At 66.9% G+C, this 20177-nt stretch carries 16 protein-coding genes; 10 read left to right on the top strand and 6 right to left on the bottom strand.

Annotated features, from left to right (window positions below; translation table 11 throughout):
- Nucleotides 1-101: 101 nt before the first annotated feature.
- The 4 genes from ACFTR6_RS06115 to ACFTR6_RS06100 all read right to left on the bottom strand — a co-directional run bounded on the left by ACFTR6_RS06115 (nucleotide 102) and on the right by ACFTR6_RS06100 (nucleotide 3959).
- On the bottom strand, nucleotides 102-1322 hold the full coding sequence (locus ACFTR6_RS06115) for an adenylate/guanylate cyclase domain-containing protein (protein WP_076798306.1): 1221 nt from the start codon (nucleotides 1320-1322) through the stop codon (nucleotides 102-104).
- A complete protein-coding gene (locus tag ACFTR6_RS06110; RefSeq protein WP_377957251.1) occupies nucleotides 1312-1911 on the bottom strand; it encodes a PH domain-containing protein in 600 nt (199 codons plus the stop codon). Before ACFTR6_RS06110 ends, ACFTR6_RS06115 begins: the two co-directional genes overlap by 11 nt.
- Complete coding sequence (locus ACFTR6_RS06105) at nucleotides 1904-2935, bottom strand: biotin--[acetyl-CoA-carboxylase] ligase (protein ID WP_377957250.1); 1032 nt, start codon at nucleotides 2933-2935, stop codon at nucleotides 1904-1906. Before ACFTR6_RS06105 ends, ACFTR6_RS06110 begins: the two co-directional genes overlap by 8 nt.
- A gap of 142 nt (nucleotides 2936-3077) precedes the next feature.
- A complete protein-coding gene (locus tag ACFTR6_RS06100) occupies nucleotides 3078-3959 on the bottom strand; it encodes an NAD(P)-dependent oxidoreductase (RefSeq protein ID WP_087873617.1) in 882 nt (293 codons plus the stop codon).
- 230 nt (nucleotides 3960-4189) lie between these two features.
- Here ACFTR6_RS06100 and ACFTR6_RS06095 point away from each other — a divergent pair, with 230 nt between their 5' ends.
- From ACFTR6_RS06095 to ACFTR6_RS06075, 5 genes are all read left to right on the top strand, one after another.
- On the top strand, nucleotides 4190-5773 hold the full coding sequence (locus ACFTR6_RS06095) for an acyl-CoA carboxylase subunit beta (protein ID WP_076798310.1): 1584 nt from the start codon (nucleotides 4190-4192) through the stop codon (nucleotides 5771-5773).
- Nucleotides 5770-6015: an acyl-CoA carboxylase subunit epsilon gene (locus ACFTR6_RS06090; protein ID WP_377957249.1), complete on the top strand. Its 246-nt coding sequence runs from the start codon at nucleotides 5770-5772 to the stop codon at nucleotides 6013-6015. Before ACFTR6_RS06095 ends, ACFTR6_RS06090 begins: the two co-directional genes overlap by 4 nt.
- A gap of 134 nt (nucleotides 6016-6149) precedes the next feature.
- The gene (locus ACFTR6_RS06085) at nucleotides 6150-7835 is read left to right on the top strand and encodes a DUF885 domain-containing protein (RefSeq protein WP_377957248.1); all 1686 of its coding nucleotides are present in this window, start codon (nucleotides 6150-6152) and stop codon (nucleotides 7833-7835) included.
- A gap of 170 nt (nucleotides 7836-8005) precedes the next feature.
- A complete protein-coding gene (locus tag ACFTR6_RS06080; protein WP_377957247.1) occupies nucleotides 8006-9409 on the top strand; it encodes a dicarboxylate/amino acid:cation symporter in 1404 nt (467 codons plus the stop codon).
- 121 nt (nucleotides 9410-9530) lie between these two features.
- A complete protein-coding gene (locus ACFTR6_RS06075) occupies nucleotides 9531-10235 on the top strand; it encodes an alpha/beta fold hydrolase (protein WP_076798314.1) in 705 nt (234 codons plus the stop codon).
- An 18-nt stretch (nucleotides 10236-10253) separates the two neighbouring features.
- Here the strand turns inward: ACFTR6_RS06075 and ACFTR6_RS06070 are convergent, their stop codons facing one another.
- On the bottom strand, nucleotides 10254-10850 hold the full coding sequence (locus tag ACFTR6_RS06070; protein ID WP_377957246.1) for a hypothetical protein: 597 nt from the start codon (nucleotides 10848-10850) through the stop codon (nucleotides 10254-10256).
- Between the two features lie 179 nt (nucleotides 10851-11029).
- On the opposite strand from ACFTR6_RS06070, the gene ACFTR6_RS06065 reads away from it, so the two are divergent.
- The 4 genes from ACFTR6_RS06065 (at nucleotide 11030) to ACFTR6_RS06050 (ending at nucleotide 16979) form a co-directional block, all read left to right on the top strand.
- Nucleotides 11030-11824 carry a TetR/AcrR family transcriptional regulator gene (locus tag ACFTR6_RS06065; protein WP_377957245.1) on the top strand — a complete coding sequence of 265 codons (795 nt, stop codon included), beginning with the start codon at nucleotides 11030-11032 and terminating at the stop codon, nucleotides 11822-11824.
- Nucleotide 11825: 1 nt separating this feature from the next.
- Nucleotides 11826-14378 carry an MMPL family transporter gene (locus ACFTR6_RS06060; RefSeq protein WP_377957244.1) on the top strand — a complete coding sequence of 851 codons (2553 nt, stop codon included), beginning with the start codon at nucleotides 11826-11828 and terminating at the stop codon, nucleotides 14376-14378.
- Nucleotides 14379-14405: 27 nt separating this feature from the next.
- Nucleotides 14406-15065, top strand: coding sequence for a Maf family protein (locus ACFTR6_RS06055; RefSeq protein ID WP_377957243.1), 660 nt, complete (start codon nucleotides 14406-14408; stop codon nucleotides 15063-15065).
- Nucleotides 15066-15167: 102 nt separating this feature from the next.
- Nucleotides 15168-16979, top strand: a complete 1812-nt coding sequence (locus ACFTR6_RS06050) for an acetyl/propionyl/methylcrotonyl-CoA carboxylase subunit alpha (RefSeq protein ID WP_377957242.1) — start codon at nucleotides 15168-15170, stop codon at nucleotides 16977-16979.
- Nucleotides 16980-17050: 71 nt separating this feature from the next.
- Here the strand turns inward: ACFTR6_RS06050 and ACFTR6_RS06045 are convergent, their stop codons facing one another.
- A complete protein-coding gene (locus tag ACFTR6_RS06045; protein ID WP_377957241.1) occupies nucleotides 17051-18463 on the bottom strand; it encodes an MFS transporter in 1413 nt (470 codons plus the stop codon).
- A gap of 280 nt (nucleotides 18464-18743) precedes the next feature.
- Here ACFTR6_RS06045 and ACFTR6_RS06040 point away from each other — a divergent pair, with 280 nt between their 5' ends.
- Nucleotides 18744-20177 carry an MFS transporter gene (locus tag ACFTR6_RS06040; protein ID WP_076798321.1) on the top strand — a complete coding sequence of 478 codons (1434 nt, stop codon included), beginning with the start codon at nucleotides 18744-18746 and terminating at the stop codon, nucleotides 20175-20177.

Here is a 20177-nt window from a genome sequence, read left to right as displayed (position 1 = left end):
CTCCGGCCGTCCGTTACCCCGCCAGCCTACCCGTGCAGTCCCCTCCGGGCGATGGGGAGGACTGCCCACGCCGCGCCTGGTGCGGGAACGTGGCCCGGCGCCTAGTCCAGGACCAGGCCCTGGCCCCGTCCCCGTGCCAGCGTGACAGGCTGGATCTCACCGAATCCCCGGACGTTCTCCACGTTCTGGGGAATCAGCACAAACCGCTCGTCCTGGTCCAGCGCCGCGGCCGTCATGGAGTCGACCAGCACAGTGCCGGGATCGGCCAGCGTGGTCAGGCGGGCGGCAAGATTGACGGTGGGCCCGTAGATGTCGCCCAGGCGGGAGAGGATCCTCCCCCACACCATGGCAACGCGGGCCTCGGGCAGGATCTCGTCCCGGGTGAAGGCCTCGGCCAGGGCAAGGGAGATTTCGGCGCCCGCCGCCGGCGTCTCGGCGATGTAGAGGACTTCGTCGCCCACCGTCTTCACCAGCCGGCCGCCGCCCACCGAGATGATCTCGGCGCACTTGTTCTCGAAGCGCTGCACCAGCTTGGCCAGGGTTTTCTCGTTCATCCGCCGCGAAAGGCTCGTGTAGGAGACCAGGTCGGCGAAGCCCACGGCACGCGCCAACGGAAGCGGCGCATCGTCCTCGTCCCCTTCGCGGCCTTCCTCGCTGGCCTGCAGGCCGGCTTCGGCCCGGACAGCCAGCCGCTGCACGCCGGCGTTGAGCTGACGCCGCCAGGAGTAGACAAGCATCTCCTCGAGGGGGTCCACCAGGGCAGGCAACTCATGGACCAGGCGCTTGCGGGCCTGGGCGTCGGTGAGCCCCTGTTCGTGGACCATGTCCTCAACCAGGGCCTCGATCTGCCACACCACCATGCGGTCCGTCATCTGCCCGATGGCACGGGTCACGGAAATGGCCGCTTCCTCGGTGAGCTTCCCGGCCCGGACCATGCCCACGGCCGTGGAAAGGGCGGCCTGGTCGCGCTCCGTGAAGGCGACGTCGTCGTCGCCCCAGTTGGGAAAGCCCAGGGCGCGCCACAGCTTGCGTGCCGAGAGCAGCGACAGACCTACGCCGGCGGCCACCTCGCGGCGGCGCAGCTTGCGTTCACCGCCCAGAAGCTTTGATTCGAGGGCCTTGGCTGCAATGCGCTCCGCGGACATGGTGCCAGTGGGCGGATTTTCGACGACGGCGTCCGCCACCTCCCGGTGGCCGCTGTCCTGCGCCCCGGACTCGCCTGCGCCGGCTTCCTCTGCCCCGGCTTCCTGCATGCCGCTTTCAGGCATGACTGCCTCCTGTGTACCCGTCTCCTGGCCGCCGCGCTGATCCTCATCGTTCATCTCTTCCACCTTCTCTCACATCCCGCGGAAACCGGTCGCCGGGCTCATCCGGCGCCTGACCCAATCCAAATGCTTCCTCGTCCGGAAGCTCGTCAAGGGCGTCCAGCAGGAACCTGTGGAAGGTGGCAACTTCCGGCACATCCTTCAGCACTGCGCCGAAATGGTGCCCGGCATCCAAGGATATATTCCCTGACCGCAACATCCGCTGGAGCATCGACTGGCTGATTGTGACATTACGCACTGACGCCAGGAAAACCTGCCGCTCGCGGCGCCTGAGCAGGCCGAAGCGCGCCAACACCCGCTGGCTGGTCAGGAAGTACCGGGTGGCCTGCCACCTCAGGAGCCGCGGCAGGCAGTAGCCCAGCAGGACCCACAGCCCGGCCAGCACACAGCCGGCCACCGCCCAGAACGTCCATTCCCGCGTAACGGCCGGGGCCAGCGCCGACAGGCCGCCGCGGATGATCCAGGCGCTCGCGAACGCAACAAGGGCTGGCACCACAATGAAAACCACCGCCGGGAGGAACAGCACCCTGGGCTGCGGGCGGGTCACCACAATGACCTGCTCGCCGGGGAGGAGCTCTTTACGCATAACCGCTTTCGCCGGACCCCTGTTTGTCAGAGCCATGCTTCACAGTGCTGTGCCCCGCCGGGCCGGGCTTTGCAGCCCCATGCTTGCCCTGGTCCTGCGGGGACCACGGCCGCAGGTGGACAACGTCCCCCGCTGTCACCACATGCTCGTGGGCGGAGGCGTCCACCACCAGCAGGGAGCCCGAGTCATCAAGCCGGGAGGCGTGGCCGATGATTTCGTGGTCACCGGGAAGCTGGGCACGGACCTGCTGGCCCAGGGTGACCATCGCCGTCTCGACCCGCTTGTGCAGCGAGGGACCGCCGGCCAGGCCGGCCGTGGCATCGCCGTCGGCGTTGCAGAAGCTGCGGTAGAGCGAACAAAAACGCGAGAGATAGCTTTTCAGGAGGGCGGTCCGGTCAACAGTTACGGCACCCTCCAGCTGGACTGACGTGGCGGTGGGCACCGGCAACTCATCCTCCGTGAGTGTGACGTTCAGGCCGGTGCCAAGGATGACGGGCGGCACGGAGCCGTCACCCATCGGTCCGAGCTGGGCGAGGATGCCGGCGATTTTTCCACCCCGCACCAGGACGTCATTCGGCCACTTCAGCTCGGCGGGAAGTCCCGCAGTCTCATCCAGCGCATCGCGCAGCGCGACGGCGGCCAGGAGGGACAGCCATGAGTACGTCTCGGTAGGCAGCGGCTGGCCGTTGGAATTCGCCGGCCGCAGCACCACAGACACCAGGACCGAGCTGCGGGCGGGCGCCTCCCAGGAGCGGTCGAGCCGGCCGCGGGCGGCAGTCTGGTGCTCCGCGGTCAGGACTGCCAGGTCCGGCCAGGCCTTGGGGTCCGCGGTCACGGCCTGCAGAAGATCGGCGTTGGTGGACCCCGTGGTCTCCACGACCGTCAGCTGCGCGATGCCGGTGGCGGCGAGGAAGTTGGCGTCGGACAGGGCTTCCCGGTCCAGGGCCGGCCGCTCGGGCAGGCCCGTCGTTCCGGTCGGGTTCTCCTGCGGTCCACGGCTATCGTCAGGGCGTGCGGCATCCATACCTGAATCCTAGCGACTCGCCGGGCGGCACGGCCGGGAAAGCCTGCGGCCGGGTCGGCTGGAAGCGCGAACGTACACTTGTGGCCCCAATTCCGGGTGGAAACGGGGCCACAAGTGTACGTTCGCGCTGTGCGTTCCAGGGTCAGAGGAAGATGTCAGGGACGAGGTCAGCTTCGGCGGCGCCCAGGCTGTAGGGACGGAAATCCGTGACGCCCGCGGCTGCGAGGACCTGCTCGTCCGTGTAGAAGTTGCCTGTGTTGCTGGTGCCGGCCGCTGCCCCGGTGAGCACGGCGTGTGCCGCGTCAGCCATGATCTCCGGCCTGCGGGCTGCCCGGACCATCGACTCGCCGCCTGCCATGTTCCGGATGGCGGCCGTGTCGATCAGCGTCCGCGGCCACAGCGAGTTGACGCAGATGCCGTCGTTCCTCAGTTCCTCAGCCAGCCCCAGGGTGGTCAGGCTCATGCCGTACTTGGCCATGGTGTAGGCCAGGTGCTGGCCCGCCCACTTCGGGTCCAGGTTCAGGGGCGGCGAGAGCGTGAGGATATGGCCCGCGGTGGATTTGCGCAGTGCCGGCAGTGCCAGCTTGGACAGCAGGAAGGTGCCGCGGACGTTGATGTCCTGCATGAGGTCGTAGCGCTTCATGTCCATGGCATCCGTCGTCGAAAGGTCGATCGCGGAGGCGTTGTTGATGACGACGTCGATTCCCCCGAAACGGCCGACGGCGGCGTCCACGGCGCGGGCGACGTCACCGTCGTTCCTGACATCCCCGACCAGCGGCAGTGCCCTGCCGCCGGCGGCTTCCACATCCCCGGCGGCACTGTAGACCGTTCCCTCGAGCTTCGCGTGCGGCTCACCGGTCTTGGCCAGCAGCACCACGTTGGCGCCATCCCGGGCGGCCCGCCGGGCGATGGCGAGGCCGATGCCGCGGCTGCCGCCGGACATCAGGACGGTCCGGTCCCGAAGGCTGCCGGTGGCCCGGTAGGGCGTGGCCGGAACAGGCAAAGCGTCGCTGCTCGAAGTCATAGGGACACTCTAGCCGGGATTTGTTACCCGCGAGTAACATTTGAGCTTCCGTCGGCGCCACGGACGAAAATTGTAGGAACCCTACAGCGGTCCCGGGAATTTGCGTCACTAGACTAGCCATCAGGGCCTTGGATTTGTACGGATGCTACTTAAGCCGGCAGCCAGCGCCCGCGTCACGCTGCCGCAGCAGAACAGCTACAGCACAACAGCTACAGAGCCGGAGACCCTTCATGAGCCACGATCTGACCACGACGGCGGGAAAGATTGCCGATTTCCGCGACCGCCAGGCACGTGCAGAGCAGCCCTCCGGCCCCGAAGCCATCGAGAAGCAGCATGCCCGCGGCAAGAACACCGCCCGCGAGCGCATCGACCTGCTGGTGGACCCGGGCTCCTTCGTGGAGTTCGACGCGCTGGCCGTGCACCGCTCCACAGCCTTCGGCATGGAGAAGAAGAAGCCCCTGGGTGACGGCGTGGTGTCCGGCTACGGAACCGTGGACGGCCGGCTCGTGGCCCTCTACAGCCAGGACTTCAGTGTCTACGGCGGCTCCCTGAGCCAGGTCAACGGCGAAAAGATCGTGAAGGTCCAGGAGTTCGCGCTGCGCAACGGCTGCCCCGTGGTGGGCATCAACGACGGCGGCGGCGCGCGGATCCAGGAGGGCGTCGCCTCGCTGGCCATGTTCGCGGACATCTTCCGCAACAACGTGCACGCCTCCGGCGTGGTGCCCCAGATCTCCCTCATCATGGGCCCCTGCGCCGGCGGCGCAGCCTACTCCCCTGCCCTGACCGATTACGTGGTCATGGTGGACAAGACGTCCCACATGTTCATCACCGGCCCCGACGTCATCAAGACCGTCACCGGCGAGGACGTGGACATGGAGACCCTTGGCGGCGCCCGGCAGCACAACGCCACCACCGGCACCTCCACCTACCTGGCCTCCGACGAGGCCGACGCCATTGAGTTCGTCCGGGAACTCCTGGACTTCCTGCCCTCAAACAACCTCTCCGAGGCGCCGGTGCTGGACCACCAGCAGGAGCTGGAACTCGACGACGACGACCTCACCCTGGACACGCTGATCCCGGATTCCGCGAACCAGCCGTACGACATGCGCAAGGTGATCGAACAGATCGTCGATGACGCCCACTTCCTGGAGATGCAGGCGCTGTACGCGCCGAACGTGATCATCGGCTATGGCCGGGTCGAGGGCCACACGGTGGGAATCGTGGCCAACCAGCCGCTGCAGTTCGCCGGCACCCTGGACATCTCGGCCTCCGAAAAGGCAGCCCGCTTCGTCCGCCACTGCGACGCCTTCAACATCCCGATCATCACCCTCGTTGACGTTCCGGGCTTCCTGCCTGGCAAGGACCAGGAGTTCCAGGGCATCATCCGCCGCGGCGCCAAGCTTCTCTACGCCTACGCCGAAGCCACCGTGCCCAAGCTCACCGTGATCACCCGGAAGGCCTACGGCGGCGCCTACATCGTCATGGGCTCCAAGAAGCTCGGTGCCGACCTGAACCTGGCGTGGCCCACCGCCCAGATCGGCGTGATGGGCGCCCAGGGCGCCGTCAACATCCTCTACCGGCGCGACCTCGCCGCTGTGGCCGAGGCCGGCGGCGACGTTGAGGCAAAGCGCGCCGACGTGATCCGGCAGTACGAGGAAGAGCTGCTGAACCCGTACCAGGCCGCCGAGCTCGGGTACGTCGACGCCGTCATCGCACCCTCGGACACCAGGCTTCAGATCATCAAGGGGCTCCGGGCGCTGCGCGACAAGCGCGCGAGCCTGCCCGCCAAGAAGCACGGAAACATCCCGCTGTGAGCGCCCAGAATCAGGCAGCTGAGCCTGCCGAAGACGCCCAGCCGGCCCAACCCGTGTTCTCCGTCACCAAGGGCGAACCGACGCCCGAAGAGCTGGCGGCGCTTACCGCCGTCATGCTTTCCATGCAGCCGTCTGCAGAGGCCGGACCGGCGAAGTCCGGCACGCGGCAGTGGATGCGGCGGCAGCAGCTGCGGCTGGGACCGACGCCGGGTCCGGGCGCCTGGAAGCGCAGCCGGGGCTGACCAGTCCCCACCGCCTCCCTAACCTCGCTTCGCTCGGCCAGGGAACCCGCGGCGGCGGAGGCCCCAGCTAAGGAAGCCTCGGGAAATATTCAGTGACTCTTTCATAACTGAAGCCTCGCGATTAGTCTCGTGGGGTGACTACTGAATCTGCCGTCCCGGCACGCCCCCGGACCGCCATCGACGCCGTCGCCGACGCCCACACCGATACCCTCATTGCCCTGAACCCCAGCCTGGCCACCACGCTCGGCATCCCCGGGCACGACACCGAGTTCCAGGACTTTTCTCCTGCCGGCATCAGCAGGTTCGCCACGGCGGAACGGAAAACCCTGGAAGCCCTCGAGGGGCTGGAACCTGTTGACGAGGTCGACGCCGTCACCCTCGACGCACTGCGCGAACGCCTCGGCCTCCAGCTTGAGATCTACGAATCGGGCTGGGACCTGGCGGAGCTGAACAACATCGACTCCCCGGCGCAGAACATCCGCTCGATCTTCGACCTCATGCCCACGGACACCGAGGAGCACTGGGCGAACATCGCGGGCCGCACCCACAGCGTTCCCGCAGCCATCGGTGGCTACATCGAGTCCCTGCGTACCGCCAAGGACGGCGGCAAGGTTTCAGCGCGGCGGCAGGTGTCGATCGTGATCGAACAGACCACCAAATACGCGGCGGAGGACGGCTTCTTCGCCAAGCTCGCGGCAGAAGCCAGGACCGCGGACGGCCCACTGCCGGCGGCGCTGCAGGAGAAGCTCGACGCCGGTGCTGCCGCCGCCCGGGCGGCGTATGCCAGGCTGGCCGAATTCCTGAAGGAGGAACTGCTCCCGGTTGCCCCGGAGAAGGATGCCGTGGGCCGGGAGCGCTACGCCCTCGCATCGCGGGTGTTCCTGGGCGCCGCCGTCGACCTCGAAGAAACCTACGCCTGGGGCGTCGAGGAGCTCGAGCGGATCATTGCCGCCCAGGAACGGGTCGCCGCCGAAGTCAAGCCGGGTGCCTCCATCGCGGAGGCCAAGGAGATCCTCAACAGCGATCCCGCCCGGCAGCTGAAGGGAACGGATGCCCTGAAAGCATGGATGCAGGAGCTGTCCGACCGTGCGGTGTCCGACCTTGCCGGCGTCCACTTCGAGATTCCCGACGCCATGAAGACACTGGAATGCCGGATTGCCCCCACCGACGAGGGCGGCATCTATTACACGGGGCCTTCGGACGACTTCAGCCGGCCCGGACGGATGTGGTGGTCCGTGCCCGCAGGCGAGGACACGTTCACCACCTGGGCCGAGACCACCACCGTGTTCCATGAGGGCGTGCCCGGGCACCACCTGCAGGTGGCCACCGCCGTCTACCGGCGCGAACTGCTTAACAGCTGGCGGCGCAACGTCTGCTGGACCTCAGGGCACGGCGAGGGCTGGGCCCTGTACGCAGAGAAGCTGATGGAGGAACTCGGCTACCTCAAGGATCCGGGCGACCACATGGGCATGCTGGACATGCAGCGGATGCGGGCGGCGCGGGTGGTCTTCGACATCGGCGTGCACCTGGAGCTTGAAGTCCCCGCACGCTGGGGAACGGGCACCTGGACGCCGGAGAAAGGCTTTGATTTCCTCAAGGCCAACCTGGACATCAGCGAAGGCCAGCTGCAGTTCGAGTTCGCACGCTACCTCGGCTGGCCGGGCCAGGCCCCTTCCTACAAGGTGGGCCAAAGGCTCTGGGAACAGATCCGAGCGGAGCTCGAAGCCCGGCCGGATTTTGACCTCAAGGCGTTCCACACGAAGGCGCTCAACATCGGCTCCGTGGGCCTCGACACCCTCAAGCGGGCCATGCTCGGCTAGGCACCCCGCTGGGGGCGAGATGTTTGCCACACCACCCGCGGGAATAACTTCATAAAAGTGCGGGGTGGCGGCGTTTTTCCGGGCGTTCCGAGTCACCTACCCACCGGGAGCAGCGTAATATTTCTCAATATCGACTGGAAGCTGTATTTTATGGGGCCTAACTTGTTGGGGTGAGCAATAAAACCACTTCATCCACGGCCGGCCGCCCCGGCTTCCAGCTGCCCCGGTGGGCAGGTTCCTTCGGCTTCCAGATCATTGCAGCCCTGATCGTCGGGCTGGGGCTTGGCCTGCTGGCAAAGTACACCGGCAGCACCAAGGCGGAGCCCAACGGGCTCGGCGCGACGCTCCAGACCATTGGCTCCAGCTACGTGTCGCTGCTACAGACCGCCGTCGTGCCGCTGATCTTCACGGCCGTGGTCAGTTCCATTTCCAACCTGCGTGAGGTCTCCAACGCCGCGCGGCTGGCTTGGAACACCCTTCTGTGGTTTGCCATCACATCGCTGATTTCCGTGCTAATCGGCATTGGCCTGGGCGTGCTCCTGCAGCCCGGCGCGAACACCGGCATCTCCGGCGACGCGGAGTACGACGGCAAGCAGGGCGACTGGTGGGCGTTCCTCATCGGCCTGTTCCCGAAGAACTTCCTGGGCCTCGGCGCCAGCTCCACGGTCGCTGAGTCCGGCGCCGTGACCACGTCCGTCAGCTTCAACGTCCTGCAGATCCTGGTGATCGCGATCGCCGTCGGAATCGCCGCCCTCAAGGTGGGCAAGCAGGCTGAGCCGTTCCTGGCCCTCAATGCCTCGGCCCTGGCCGTCATCCAGAAGGTCCTGTGGTGGATCATCCGCATTGCACCGCTGGGCACCGTGGGCCTGATCGGCAACGCAGTGGCCGTGTACGGCTGGGACACCATCGGCTCGCTGGGCAAGTTCACGGCGGCCATCTACATCGGCCTCGCCCTGGTGCTGTTCGGCGTCTATCCGGCCCTGGTCCGCTTCAACGGCCTGTCCGTCAAGCAGTACTTCTCCGGCGCCTGGCCCGCGATCCAGCTGGCCTTCGTGTCCCGCTCCTCCATCGGCACGCTGCCGCTGACCCAGCGCGTCACCGAGCGCAACCTCGGCGTCCCCAAGGGCTATGCCTCCTTCGCCGTGCCGCTGGGCGCCACCACCAAGATGGACGGCTGCGCGGCCATCTACCCGGCCATCGCGGCAATCTTCGTGGCCCAGTTCTTCGGGATCCAGCTCGACTTCAGCCACTACCTGCTGATCGCCCTGGTCGCGGTCCTCGGATCCGCAGCCACGGCCGGCACCACCGGCGCCGTCGTCATGCTGACGCTGACCCTCTCCACGCTGGGACTGCCGCTGGCCGGCGTCGGACTCCTGCTGGCGATCGACCCGATCCTGGACATGGGCCGCACGGCTGTCAACGTGGCGGGCCAGGCACTCGTGCCCACCATCGTGGCCAAGCGCCAGGGGATCCTTGACGAAACCCTGTACAACGCACCGCGCACCGGAGAGGCCTTCCGCGAGGAAGAGGCCCCCGCCGCCGTCGAGCCCGAGCTGGCCGGCTCAAAGGCCTGACACAAGCCACATGAGTGTGCCCCGGGATGAACTGCTCAAAGTTCACCCGGGGCACACTCATTTAAATCAGCCCGCCCGGATGGGTCCCCCTTCGGCAGGCGCCGAGGGTAGGGTACGGGGCATGGACATCATTCTGGTTCCCGGTTTCTGGCTCGATGGCTCATCCTGGTCCGGCGTCACTCCCCCGCTGGTGGAGGCCGGCCACCAGATCCACGCATTGACCCTTCCCGGGCTCGAGGCCAAGGACGCCAAACGGTCCGGCATTGGGCTTCGCGACCACATCAATGCGGTAGTGGAGGCCATCGACGGAATAGAAGGTCCCCTGGTCCTGGTGGGCCACTCCGGCGGAGGAGCCATTATCTACGGCGCCGTGGACGAACGCCCGGACCGCGTCGTCCGGGCCGTCTATGTGGACAGCGGCCCGCTGGGCGAGGGCGGGGTCATCAATGATGAGCTGCCGGCCGAGGGTGACGAGATACCTCTGCCGCCGTGGGACGTGTTCGACGACGCCGACCTCACCGATCTCGACGACGGGTTGCGGGAGGCCTTCCGCGCACGGGCCATCCCGCAACCCAGGGCTGTGGCCTGCGACAAGCAGCATCTTCACGACGTGCGCCGCTACGAGGTCCCGGCCACGGTGATCGCCTGCGAGTTCCCGTCCTCCCTGCTGACGGAGTGGATGGACGCCGGGCACCCTTACGTTGAGGAGCTCGCCCGGATCCGCGACCTCGAACTCGTGGACCTTCCCACCGGCCACTGGCCGCAGTTCACCAGGCCTGCGGAACTCGGGGCCGCAATCCTCGCCGCCGTCGACCGCACCGGCTAACGCACTACCGGGCCACACCTAGTGGCCGCCGATCACGCCCTTTTCCACGGCCTTGGCGACTGCGTCCGCCTCGGCCTGGGTGAGCGTCCCGTCCCGGACCGCCTGGTCGAGCCGGCCCTTCAATGCTGCCGCCCGGTCCGTCTGCGCCTGGGTGCGGAGCTCCTCGAGGGCGGCCTTGACCTTGGCTTCCTCGATCCCCAGCGACTTGGCCAGTGACGCTGCCAGCGCTGCCTCCCTCGCCGCTTTGTCCGGCTTGGTCCCGTCGGCGGACCGGCCGGGCGGGTGGTTAGCGTCGCGGAATGCCCTGAGCGCATCCTCCACCCTGGACTGGTCCACCCCCAGCTTTGCCGCGAGGGCCGCCGCGTCCCGCCCCAGGACACCGTGGCCGCGTCCATTCCCATGGTGACCGTGTCCGTGGCCGTGGCCGTGCCCATGACCGTGCCGGCCGACGTCCGAACGCGGCGCGTCAGCGGGAGGGCCGGCCGGGCTGCTGGACGGTGGGGAGGGCGTGGGAGTGGCTGTTGTCCCGGCCGCCATTCCGCTGACACCGAATCCGGCAGTCAGTGCCAGCGCTGTCGCGCCCAGCCCGAGAGCTACTTTTCTTGAACGCTCCATGGTTCGCTCCTCGATCCGCCGGCCTGAAGCACCATTGCCGCGCCGGCATGGAAACAGGATGCACCCGGCTCCTCAAGAACACCTCTTGCCCTGCTGTGAAGATGCTGTGAATCCAGGGGTGAAACCCATGCGTAGACCTCCAGTTGCGCAGAGTGCAAACTTGCACGTAGTGTAACTGGGTGTCCACTTCCACTTCTTCCCCTTCGCCGTCGCCTGGTTCCGTTCCTGCAGAGGCCGGCGGGCCGGTCTCCCGGCGCGAGCTGAACAAAGCAGCCACCCGGCAGGCCATCACCGATTCCACGCTTGCCCTCCTGCGGCAGAACGGCCCCGGCAACTTCACGGTCGAGGACATCGCAGAAGCCGCAGGCATCTCACGCCGGACGTTCTTCAACTACTTCAGCAGCACAGAGGCGGCCATCGCCTCGGTCACCAACGGTTTCCTGGACAGCGCCCTCGAGCAGTTCCGCCGCCGTCCTGCGGATGAGCCCATCATCGAATCGGCGCGGGCCGCCCTGGTGGCGCTGGCAGATCCCATGACAGTGGCTCCGCTGGCCGAGCTGTTCGGCCTCACGCAGGGAAATCCCCTGATGGCACGCTCCGAACTGGAGGCCTGGGACCACTGCACCGAGCAGATCGTTGCAGCCGCCCGCGAGCGTTCGCCCCAAGGCACCGGGACCGAACAAGGCACCGGGTCTAAGCAAGGCTCCGGGACCGGACAGCCCCCGGCAGCTGATCAGGACGAGCTCTATGTCCGGGCCCTCGCGGGATCGGTCGTTTCCTGTGGCAAGGCAGCGATGGACGTGTGGTTCCGCCGCTGCGGTCCCGACCTCTCCCCCGAGTCCCTGGCCATCCTGCGCCAGCTGCTCATCGATTCGATGGCCCTGCTCGGATCCGGTTTTGCCGGGCCGGCACCGGGTATCCCGTCGACTGAATCTTCCGCTAAACCTTCCACCCGCAACGCAGAACGGTCCTGACATGGCACTTCTCCTATACCGCCTTGGCAAGTTTTCCTATCGCCACCGATGGCTCGTCGTCGCGCTCTGGCTGGCGGTCCTGCTGGCCGTCGGCGGCGCAGCCGCAGCTTTTCGCGGCACACTGTCCAACAATTTCCAGATTCCCGGCACGGAAACCCAGCAGATGGCGGACAAGCTCCAGAAGGAGCTGCCGGCGTCGTCCGGAGGCTCCGCCGGGGTTGTCTTCCAGGCCAATGATGCCCAGTTCAGCCAGGCGGGCAAGGAGGCGGTGTCCGCGGCGCTGACCAAGCTTGAGACCCTCCCCGATGTCCGGGGAACCGTCGACCCGTTCGCCACCCAGGCCCAGCTGGACAAGGCCGCCGGAGACCTGGCGGACGGTGAAGCCAAGGCGGCTGCCGGCAAGGAACAGCTGGAAAAAGCTGCCGCCGAACTGGCAGCCGGCAAGGAACAGCTCGCCGCTGCCGAGGCGCAGATGACGGCGGCCGGGTTCCCGGCGCCGGTCATCGAGGCACAGCTGGGCCAGCAGCAAGCCGCCCTGGCCGCCGGCCAGGAAAAGCTCGACGCCGGGACCAGGGAACTGGAGGCAGGTGACGCAAAGCTGGCACTCGCCAAGCGCCAGTTGGAGGCGTCCACGGGAATGCGTTTCGTTTCCGAGGACGGCAAGGCCGCCATCGCACAGGTCCAGTTCAAGACCTCCATCAACGGGCTGGACCCGGAGGTGCGCCAGGAAGTCCAGGACATCGTGCACCAAGTCTCATCGGCAGGGGTTACCGCCCTGCCAAGCAAGGAGATCAGCGAGGACGTTTCCGAGATCTTCGGCGTGGCCGAAATTATCGGCATCGCCGTGGCGGCACTGGTGCTGATCATCATGCTCGGAACACTGGTCGCCGCCGGGCTGCCGCTGCTGATGGCGATCATCGGCGTGGCGGTGGGCGTAGGCGCCACCATGGCGCTGAGCAGCGTCGTCGACATGAGTTCGATCTCCCCCATGCTCGCCCTCATGCTCGGCCTCGCCGTCGGCATCGACTACTCGCTGTTCATCGTCAACCGCCACCGCGGTCAACTGCTGGCGGGCATGGAGGCCGAAGAATCGGTGGCCCGGGCCACCGGAACCTCCGGCAATGCCGTGCTCTTTGCCGGCCTCACGGTCATCATCGCCCTCGCCGCTCTGGTGGTTCCGGGGCTGCCGTTCCTGGGGGTCATGGGCGTGTCGGCGGCCGCGACCGTGGCGGTTGCCGTCCTCGTCGCCCTGACACTCACCCCGGCCATCCTCTCCCTGGTAGGCAGGAAGCTGATCTCCAAGCGGGCCTGGGCCAAGGCCGAGAAGCACAATGCCGACCCCAACAGTGAGGTTGAAGACCGCGCCAAGGACGAACACCGCAGCAGCCACGGCTGGGGCGGACTTGTCACCCGGCACCCGGTGATGGCCATGCTGGCCGGAGTCCTGGCGCTGGGCATCGTGGCCCTGCCCGCCGCCCAGCTCCGGCTGGCGCTGCCCGACGGCGGCTCCGAACCCGTCGATTCCCAGGCTTTCCAGGCCTATGACGCCACCAAGCGCAGCTTCGGTGAAGGAATGACCGGGCCGATCATCGTGGTGGGTGACTTCCCGGACGGCCTGAGTGAGGCGGAGGCCACGGCCAAGCAGCTGGACGTCGCGGACATCCTGCGGAAGACCGAAAACGTCACTGCGGCCATCCCGGTGGCGCTGAGCGAGGACCGCGGGACGGCGGTGTTCCAGGTCATCCCGAAGGAAGGCCCGGCCAGCGCCAGCACCGTGGATGTGGTCTCCGACATCCGTGCCGAGAGGTCCGAAATCGAAGATGCCACCGGCGTCAGCATCGGCCTCACCGGCCAGACCGCCGGCAACATCGATGTTTCGACCAAGCTGGGCGACGCCCTGCCTTCCTACCTGGCCATCGTGGTGGGGCTGTCATTGATCCTGCTGCTGCTCGTGTTCCGCTCGATCGTGGTGCCGCTGCTGGCGACCGGCGGGTTCCTGCTGTCGCTGGCGGCCGCGTTCGGCGCCGTGGTGGCCGTCTACCAGTGGGGCTGGCTGGGTCCTGTGTTCGGCGTCGACAATCCCGGCGCCGTGCTGAGCTTCCTGCCGATCATCCTGATCGGTGTGCTGTTTGGCCTGGCCATGGACTACCAGGTGTTCATCGCCTCGGGCATGCGCGAGTCCTTCATGCATGGCGAGTCCGCAAAGCACGCCGTCCGTTCCGGGTTCAGCCATGCCTCTGCGGTGGTCACTGCCGCTGCCATCATCATGGTCAGTGTCTTTGCAGGCTTCATCTTCTCGCACCTGAACATGGTCCGGCCGCTTGGCTTTGCGATGGCGTTCGGCGTGCTGGTGGACGCCTTCGTGGTGCGTATGACGATCGTCCCGGCCGTCATGTACCTGCTTGGCGACAAGGCCTGGTGGCTGCCGCGGTGGCTGGAACGCATACTTCCGGACGTGGACGTGGAGGGCGCCAAGCTCGGCAAGCAGGTCCCCGAGGCGGCCGACTCGAACCCCGAGCCGGAGGCCGAACCCGCGGAGGCCGCCGCCCGCTGAAAAGCGGCGATGAATTAGGCTGGAGCCGTGACCCGCCTCATTCTTGCTTCCCAGTCCCCCGCCCGTACCAAACTTCTGGCTGAGGCCGGCATCGAGCACCAGGTGCTCGTGTCCGATGTCGACGAGGACGCCGTCCAGGAACGCTACGGCGTGACCGATCCGCACGACACCGCCCTGCTCCTGGCCCGCGCCAAAGCCGAGGCTGTCGCGTCGCTCCCGGAAGCCGAGGGTGCCCTGGTGCTCGGCTGCGATTCCGTGTTCGAGTTCGACGGCGAGTCCCACGGCAAGCCGTACACCGTGGACGTGGCCCGGCAGCGGATGCTGAGGATGAGCGGCAGCAGCGGGGTCCTGCACACCGGCCACTGGCTGGTGGACTGCCGTGACACGGATGACGACGGCGGCTCAGGCGCCACACTGGGCAGCGTCGCCTCCGCGGAGGTGCACTTCATGGAGATGGAGCTCGCCGAGATCGACGCCTACATTGCCACCGGCGAACCGCTCCACTGCGCCGGCTCCTTCACCATTGACGGTTTGGGCGGAGCTTTCATCCGGAAAGTCGACGGCGACCCGCACGCCGTCGTCGGCCTGTCCGTATCCACGCTCCGCTCCCTGCTGGCCCAGGCGAACGTGAGCATCACCGAGTTCTGGCAGGACCTGCCGGACTCGGCAAATCCCGGGGAGTTGTAGCTTCCCTACAAAGGCCGGGCCTCCTACACGCGGATTCCGCCAGTAATATCGGCGGAATCCTCAAAATCAGGCTAGGCTCCCTGAAGGAAAGAAGGAGACGCCTTGTCAGTAAAGCCGGAGCAGTCCGCAGGTCCAGTGCATTCGAAAATCACCAAGGTTCTGATTGCGAACCGCGGTGAAATCGCCGTCCGCATCATCCGTGCAGCGCGGGACGAGGGCATCGCCTCCGTCGCCGTTTACGCCGATCCGGACCGGGACGCCCTCCACGTCCGGCTCGCCGACGAAGCCTACGCCCTGGGCGGCACCACGGCAGCAGAGTCCTACCTCGTGATGGACAAGCTGATCGACGCGGCCCGCCAGTCCGGTGCCGACGCCATCCACCCCGGCTACGGTTTCCTGGCCGAGAACGCCCAGTTCGCCGCGAAGGTCATCGACGCCGGCATCACCTGGATCGGACCGTCTCCCGAGGCCATCTCCGCCCTGGGCGACAAGGTCCAGGCCCGCCACATCGCCGAGAAGGTGGGCGCCCCGCAGGTGCCCGGCACCGCCGACCCCGTGGAGTCCGCCGAGGAGATCCTGGAATTCGCGGACAAGTTCGGCCTGCCCGTGGCCATCAAGGCCGCCTTCGGCGGCGGCGGCCGCGGCATCAAGGTGGCCCGCACCCGCGAGGAAATCCCCGAGCTCTTCGATTCCGCCGTCCGCGAGGCCACTGCCGCCTTCGGCCGTGGCGAGTGCTTCATCGAGCGGTTCCTGGACGCCCCGCGCCACGTCGAAACCCAGTGCCTCGCCGACGCGTACGGCAACGTCGTCGTCGTCTCCACCCGCGACTGCTCGCTCCAGCGCCGCAACCAGAAGCTCGTGGAGGAGGCCCCCGCCCCCTTCCTGACGGAGGAACAGAACCGCCGCCTCTACGAGTCGTCCAAGGCCATCCTGAAGGAGGCCGGCTACCTGGGCGCCGGAACCTGCGAGTTCCTGGTCGGCCAGGACGGCACCATCTCCTTCCTCGAGGTGAACACCCGGCTGCAGGTGGAGCACTGCGTCTCGGAGGAAGTGACGGGCATCGACCTGGTGCGCGAACAGTTCCGCCTCGCCCGCGGCGAAGAGCTTGGCTACGGCGACCCCGAGGTCCGCGGCCACTCCTTCGAGTTCCGCATCACCGGCGAAGATCCGGGCCGCAACTTCATGCCCGCACCGGGCACTATCAGCACTTTGAAGAACCCCACCGGCCCCGGCATCCGCATTGACTCCGGCGTCGAAGAGGGCGACGTCATCAGCGGCAACTTCGACTCCATGCTCTCGAAGCTGATCGTGACCGGAGCCGACCGCCCCCAGGCCCTGCAGCGTGCACGCCGCGCCCTCGAGGAGATGGTGGTGGAAGGCATTCCCACCGTTATCCCCTTCGACCTGGCCGTGGTCAGCCACCCTGCGTTCGCGCCGGCCGAGGGACCGTTCAGCGTCCACACGCGCTGGATCGAAACCGAGTTCGTCAACGACCTTCCCGCGTGGACGCCCAACGGCGCCGCGCCGGAGAGCGAGGAAGCCGGCGAGCGGCGCACCGTGGTGGTGGAAGTGGGCGGCAAGCGCCTGGAGGTGGCACTGCCCGCCAGCCTCGGCTTCAGCGGCAACGCGGCAGCCGGCGCGAAGCCCGCCAAGTCCAAGAAGCGCAGCCGCACCGGCGGCGCCACCGCCGCCGCGGGCGGCAACGCCCTGGCCTCCCCCATGCAGGGAACCATCGTCAAGGTGGCCGTGGCCGACGGCGACGTCGTCGCCGAAGGTGATCTCGTCGTCGTGCTTGAGGCGATGAAGATGGAACAGCCGCTGACGGCGCACCGCGCCGGCACCATCACGGGACTGTCCGCTGCGGCGGGCCAGACCGTCTCTGCCGGCGCCGTGATTGCGACGATCGAAGACTAGCTAGAACAAACGGAAAATGCCCGGTGTGAAACCACACCGGGCATTTTCCGTTTAAGCGCAGGAGCTGGGAATCAGGCCACGTTGTTCTCGTAGTCCGTGTCCTTGGTTTCGCGCGTGATCCACAGCGCGATGAAGGTCAGCACCGCGGCCGCGGCCATGTAGACGCCGACCAGCCACGTGCTGCCGCCGGCCGCCTGCCACAGGGCAATGGCGATGAACGACGCCGGAGCAGCGCCGATGACGCTGGAGAGGTTGTATGCGACGGCCGAGCCGGTGTACCGCACATTGGACGGGAACAGCTCGGGCAGGATGGCAGCCATCGGGCCGAAGGTGAGTCCCATCAGGGTGAAGCCGACGATGAGGCCCACGATCGCTGCGCCGGGGCCGGGGCCGAACATGGTGAACCACAGCGCGCCGAAGACGAAGATGCCTGCGGTGACGCCCATGAGGAACTTGCGGCGGCCCCACTTCTCGGCCAGCGGGCCGGACACGAGGGTGAAGATGCCGAAGAAGACGACGCCGAGGATCAGCATCCAGAGGAAGTCACCGCGCGGAACACCCAGGCCGGGAACGAAGTTGGCCACCTCGGCGGCGGACATCGGCTTGCCGGCCTTCTCCGCGGCAGCCTGCGCGGCCTCAACGGAGGCGGGCTTGGTGCCGTAGGTCAGGGTGAAGGAGGTCATGATGTAGAACAGCACGTAAGTGGCCAGCATGATGAAGGTACCGGCCAGCACCGGGCGCCAGTGGCTCTTGATGGTGGCGGCGAAGGGGACCTTTGCCACCTTGTCCTCCTTCAGGACCTTCTGGAAGGAGGCGCTTTCCACGAGCTTGAGGCGGACGTACAGGCCCACGATCACCAGCACGGCGCTGAGCAGGAACGGCACCCGCCAGCCCCAGGCCAGGAAGTCCTCGGGGGTGAGCACGGCGTTGAACCAGATGAAGAGCAGGTTGGCCAGGATGAAGCCAATGGGGGCGCCGAGCTGCGGGAAAGTGCCGTAGATGGCGCGCTTGCCCTCGGGGGCGTTCTCGGTGGCCAGCAGTGCGGCACCGGACCATTCACCACCCAGCGCCAGGCCCTGGGCGAAGCGCAGCAGCACCAGCATCAGCGGCGCCAGGACCGCCCAGCCGGCCACGGAGGCGGTGGGCAGCAGGCCGATGAAGAAGGTGGCGAGGCCCATGGTCAGGAGCGAAGCAACGAGGGTGCCCTTGCGGCCGAACTTGTCGCCGAAGTGTCCGAAGAGGACCGAGCCGATGGGCCGGGCGATGAACGCGACGCCGAAGATGGCGAAGGAGCTCAGGAGGGCATTGATCTCGGTGGCTTGCGGGAAGAAGAGCCGCGGGAAGACCAGTACCGACGCGGTTGCGTAGATGTAGAAGTCGTAGAACTCGATCGTCGTGCCGATGAGGCTGGCAAAGATCACTTTGCCCTTGGAGTTCACCGGTTTGACGGAGCCATGTTCCGTTGACGTTGCAGGCGATGACATGTGGGGACGCTTTCATGAGTACTGGACGGACCTCGCACGGAAGCCCCTCCAACCATAGGGATAAAACAGAGTTCAATCTTAGTTCCCGCCATCCATCCAGCGGACAAGCGGTCCAGCATTCGGACTTCCTGAGTTGTCTCAGCATGAGGTCGTCCGACAAGCCTAACCCTGGCCCCAGGCGACTGATAGGCAAATGTCACAGCACGTTAACAAAGGGCGACCATCTGCGAAACGCGCCGTCCCTACCTTGGAAGGACACCATTCCCCAAGGAGGTATACCGTGACTGCTGACCGCACCGCAGACGCCGGAACCCATAATTCCCTCGATCTTGCCGCCGCCACCACTGCCGATGCACCCGATACCCTTGCCCTCGAAGTGCGCCCCGGTCGCTGGATCGCCAACTGGGACGCCGAGAACAAGCACCAGTGGGAATCACAGGGCCGCTCCATCGCACGCCGCAACCTCAACTGGTCCATCTTCGCCGAATTCCTTGGCTTCGTCGTCTGGCAGCTGTGGTCGATCGTCGTCGTCCAGCTCCCCGCTGCGGGCTTCACGTTCAGCACCTCCGAAATCTTCTGGCTTATCTCCATGCCGAGCCTGGTCGGCGCCACGCTCCGGATCCCGTACACGTTCATGGTTCCGCGCTTCGGTGGCCGGAACTGGACCATCGTCTCCGCCCTGCTCCTGCTGATCCCCTCGGTGGGACTGGCCGTGTGCGTTTCCAACCCGGAAACACCGTTCGGCGTCATGCTCCTGGTGGCCGCCCTTGCAGGCTTCGGCGGCGGCAACTTCGCCAGCTCGATGGCCAACATCACCTTCTTCTACCCCGCCCGTGAAAAGGGCTGGGCCCTGGGCCTGAACGCCGCCGGCGGCAACCTCGGTGCCGCGGTGGCACAGCTTGCCGTGCCGATCGCCATCACGCTGCTGGCCGCGGGCACCGTCAACCTGCCGATGGCCGGGCTCATGTGGGTTCCGCTGATCCTCCTGGCAGCCTTCGGCGCCTACAAGTACATGAACAACCTCACGAGCGCCAAGGGCGACGTGGCCGGTTCTGTTGCAGCAATCAAGGAACCCCACCTGTGGGTCATGGCACTGCTGTACATCGGCACATTCGGCTCCTTCATCGGCTTCGCCGGCGTGTTCCCGAAGCTCATCAAGGACTACTTCCCCGAATTCTCCTCCATCTCCGTGGGCGCAGTGGCCCTCTCCCTGGCCTTCCTCGGCCCGCTGGTCGGTTCCCTGGCCCGCCCCTACGGCGGCCGCATGGCCGACCGCATGGGAGGAGCGCGCATGACGGTGGCAGCCTTCGCCTCGATGGCCGTCATCACCCTGACCATGATCTGGACCCTGCCGCTGAAGAACTTCTGGCTCTTCCTGGTCCTGTTCCTGATGCTGTTCACGGCCAGCGGCTTCGGAAACGGCGCCACCTACCGCATGATCCCGGTGATCTTCGCGACCTCCAGCCGGGCAGCCCGCTCCGGAGCCAGCTCGGTGCAGACCCAGCGCCTGGCCTCCTCGGCACTCGGCCTGATCTCAGCGATCGGCGCCTACGGCGGGTTCGTCATCCCGCAGGTGCTCAACGCCTCCAACACCGCCAGCGGCTCCTACACGCCGGCCTTCTACGGCTTCGTCGGTGCGTACGCCCTGATGCTCGCCGTCTGCTGGTTCTGCTACATCCGCAACGCCAACCGAAACGCGATGGGACACGTCTAA

Source organism: Arthrobacter sp. NPDC057009 (assembly GCF_042673905.1).
Classification (GTDB): Bacteria; Actinomycetota; Actinomycetes; order Actinomycetales; family Micrococcaceae; genus Arthrobacter.
This window is presented reverse-complemented; position numbering and strand designations above follow the sequence as displayed.

Coding starts and splice junctions, on each gene's coding strand:
- ACFTR6_RS06115 (WP_076798306.1), bottom strand. CDS start 1,322: ATGAACGATGAGGATCAGCGCGGCGGCCAGGAGACGGGTACACAGGAG.
- ACFTR6_RS06110 (WP_377957251.1), bottom strand. CDS start 1,911: ATGCGTAAAGAGCTCCTCCCCGGCGAGCAGGTCATTGTGGTGACCCGC.
- ACFTR6_RS06105 (WP_377957250.1), bottom strand. CDS start 2,935: ATGGATGCCGCACGCCCTGACGATAGCCGTGGACCGCAGGAGAACCCG.
- ACFTR6_RS06100 (WP_087873617.1), bottom strand. CDS start 3,959: ATGACTTCGAGCAGCGACGCTTTGCCTGTTCCGGCCACGCCCTACCGG.
- ACFTR6_RS06095 (WP_076798310.1), top strand. CDS start 4,190: ATGAGCCACGATCTGACCACGACGGCGGGAAAGATTGCCGATTTCCGC.
- ACFTR6_RS06075 (WP_076798314.1), top strand. CDS start 9,531: ATGGACATCATTCTGGTTCCCGGTTTCTGGCTCGATGGCTCATCCTGG.
- ACFTR6_RS06070 (WP_377957246.1), bottom strand. CDS start 10,850: ATGGAGCGTTCAAGAAAAGTAGCTCTCGGGCTGGGCGCGACAGCGCTG.
- ACFTR6_RS06060 (WP_377957244.1), top strand. CDS start 11,826: ATGGCACTTCTCCTATACCGCCTTGGCAAGTTTTCCTATCGCCACCGA.
- ACFTR6_RS06045 (WP_377957241.1), bottom strand. CDS start 18,463: ATGTCATCGCCTGCAACGTCAACGGAACATGGCTCCGTCAAACCGGTG.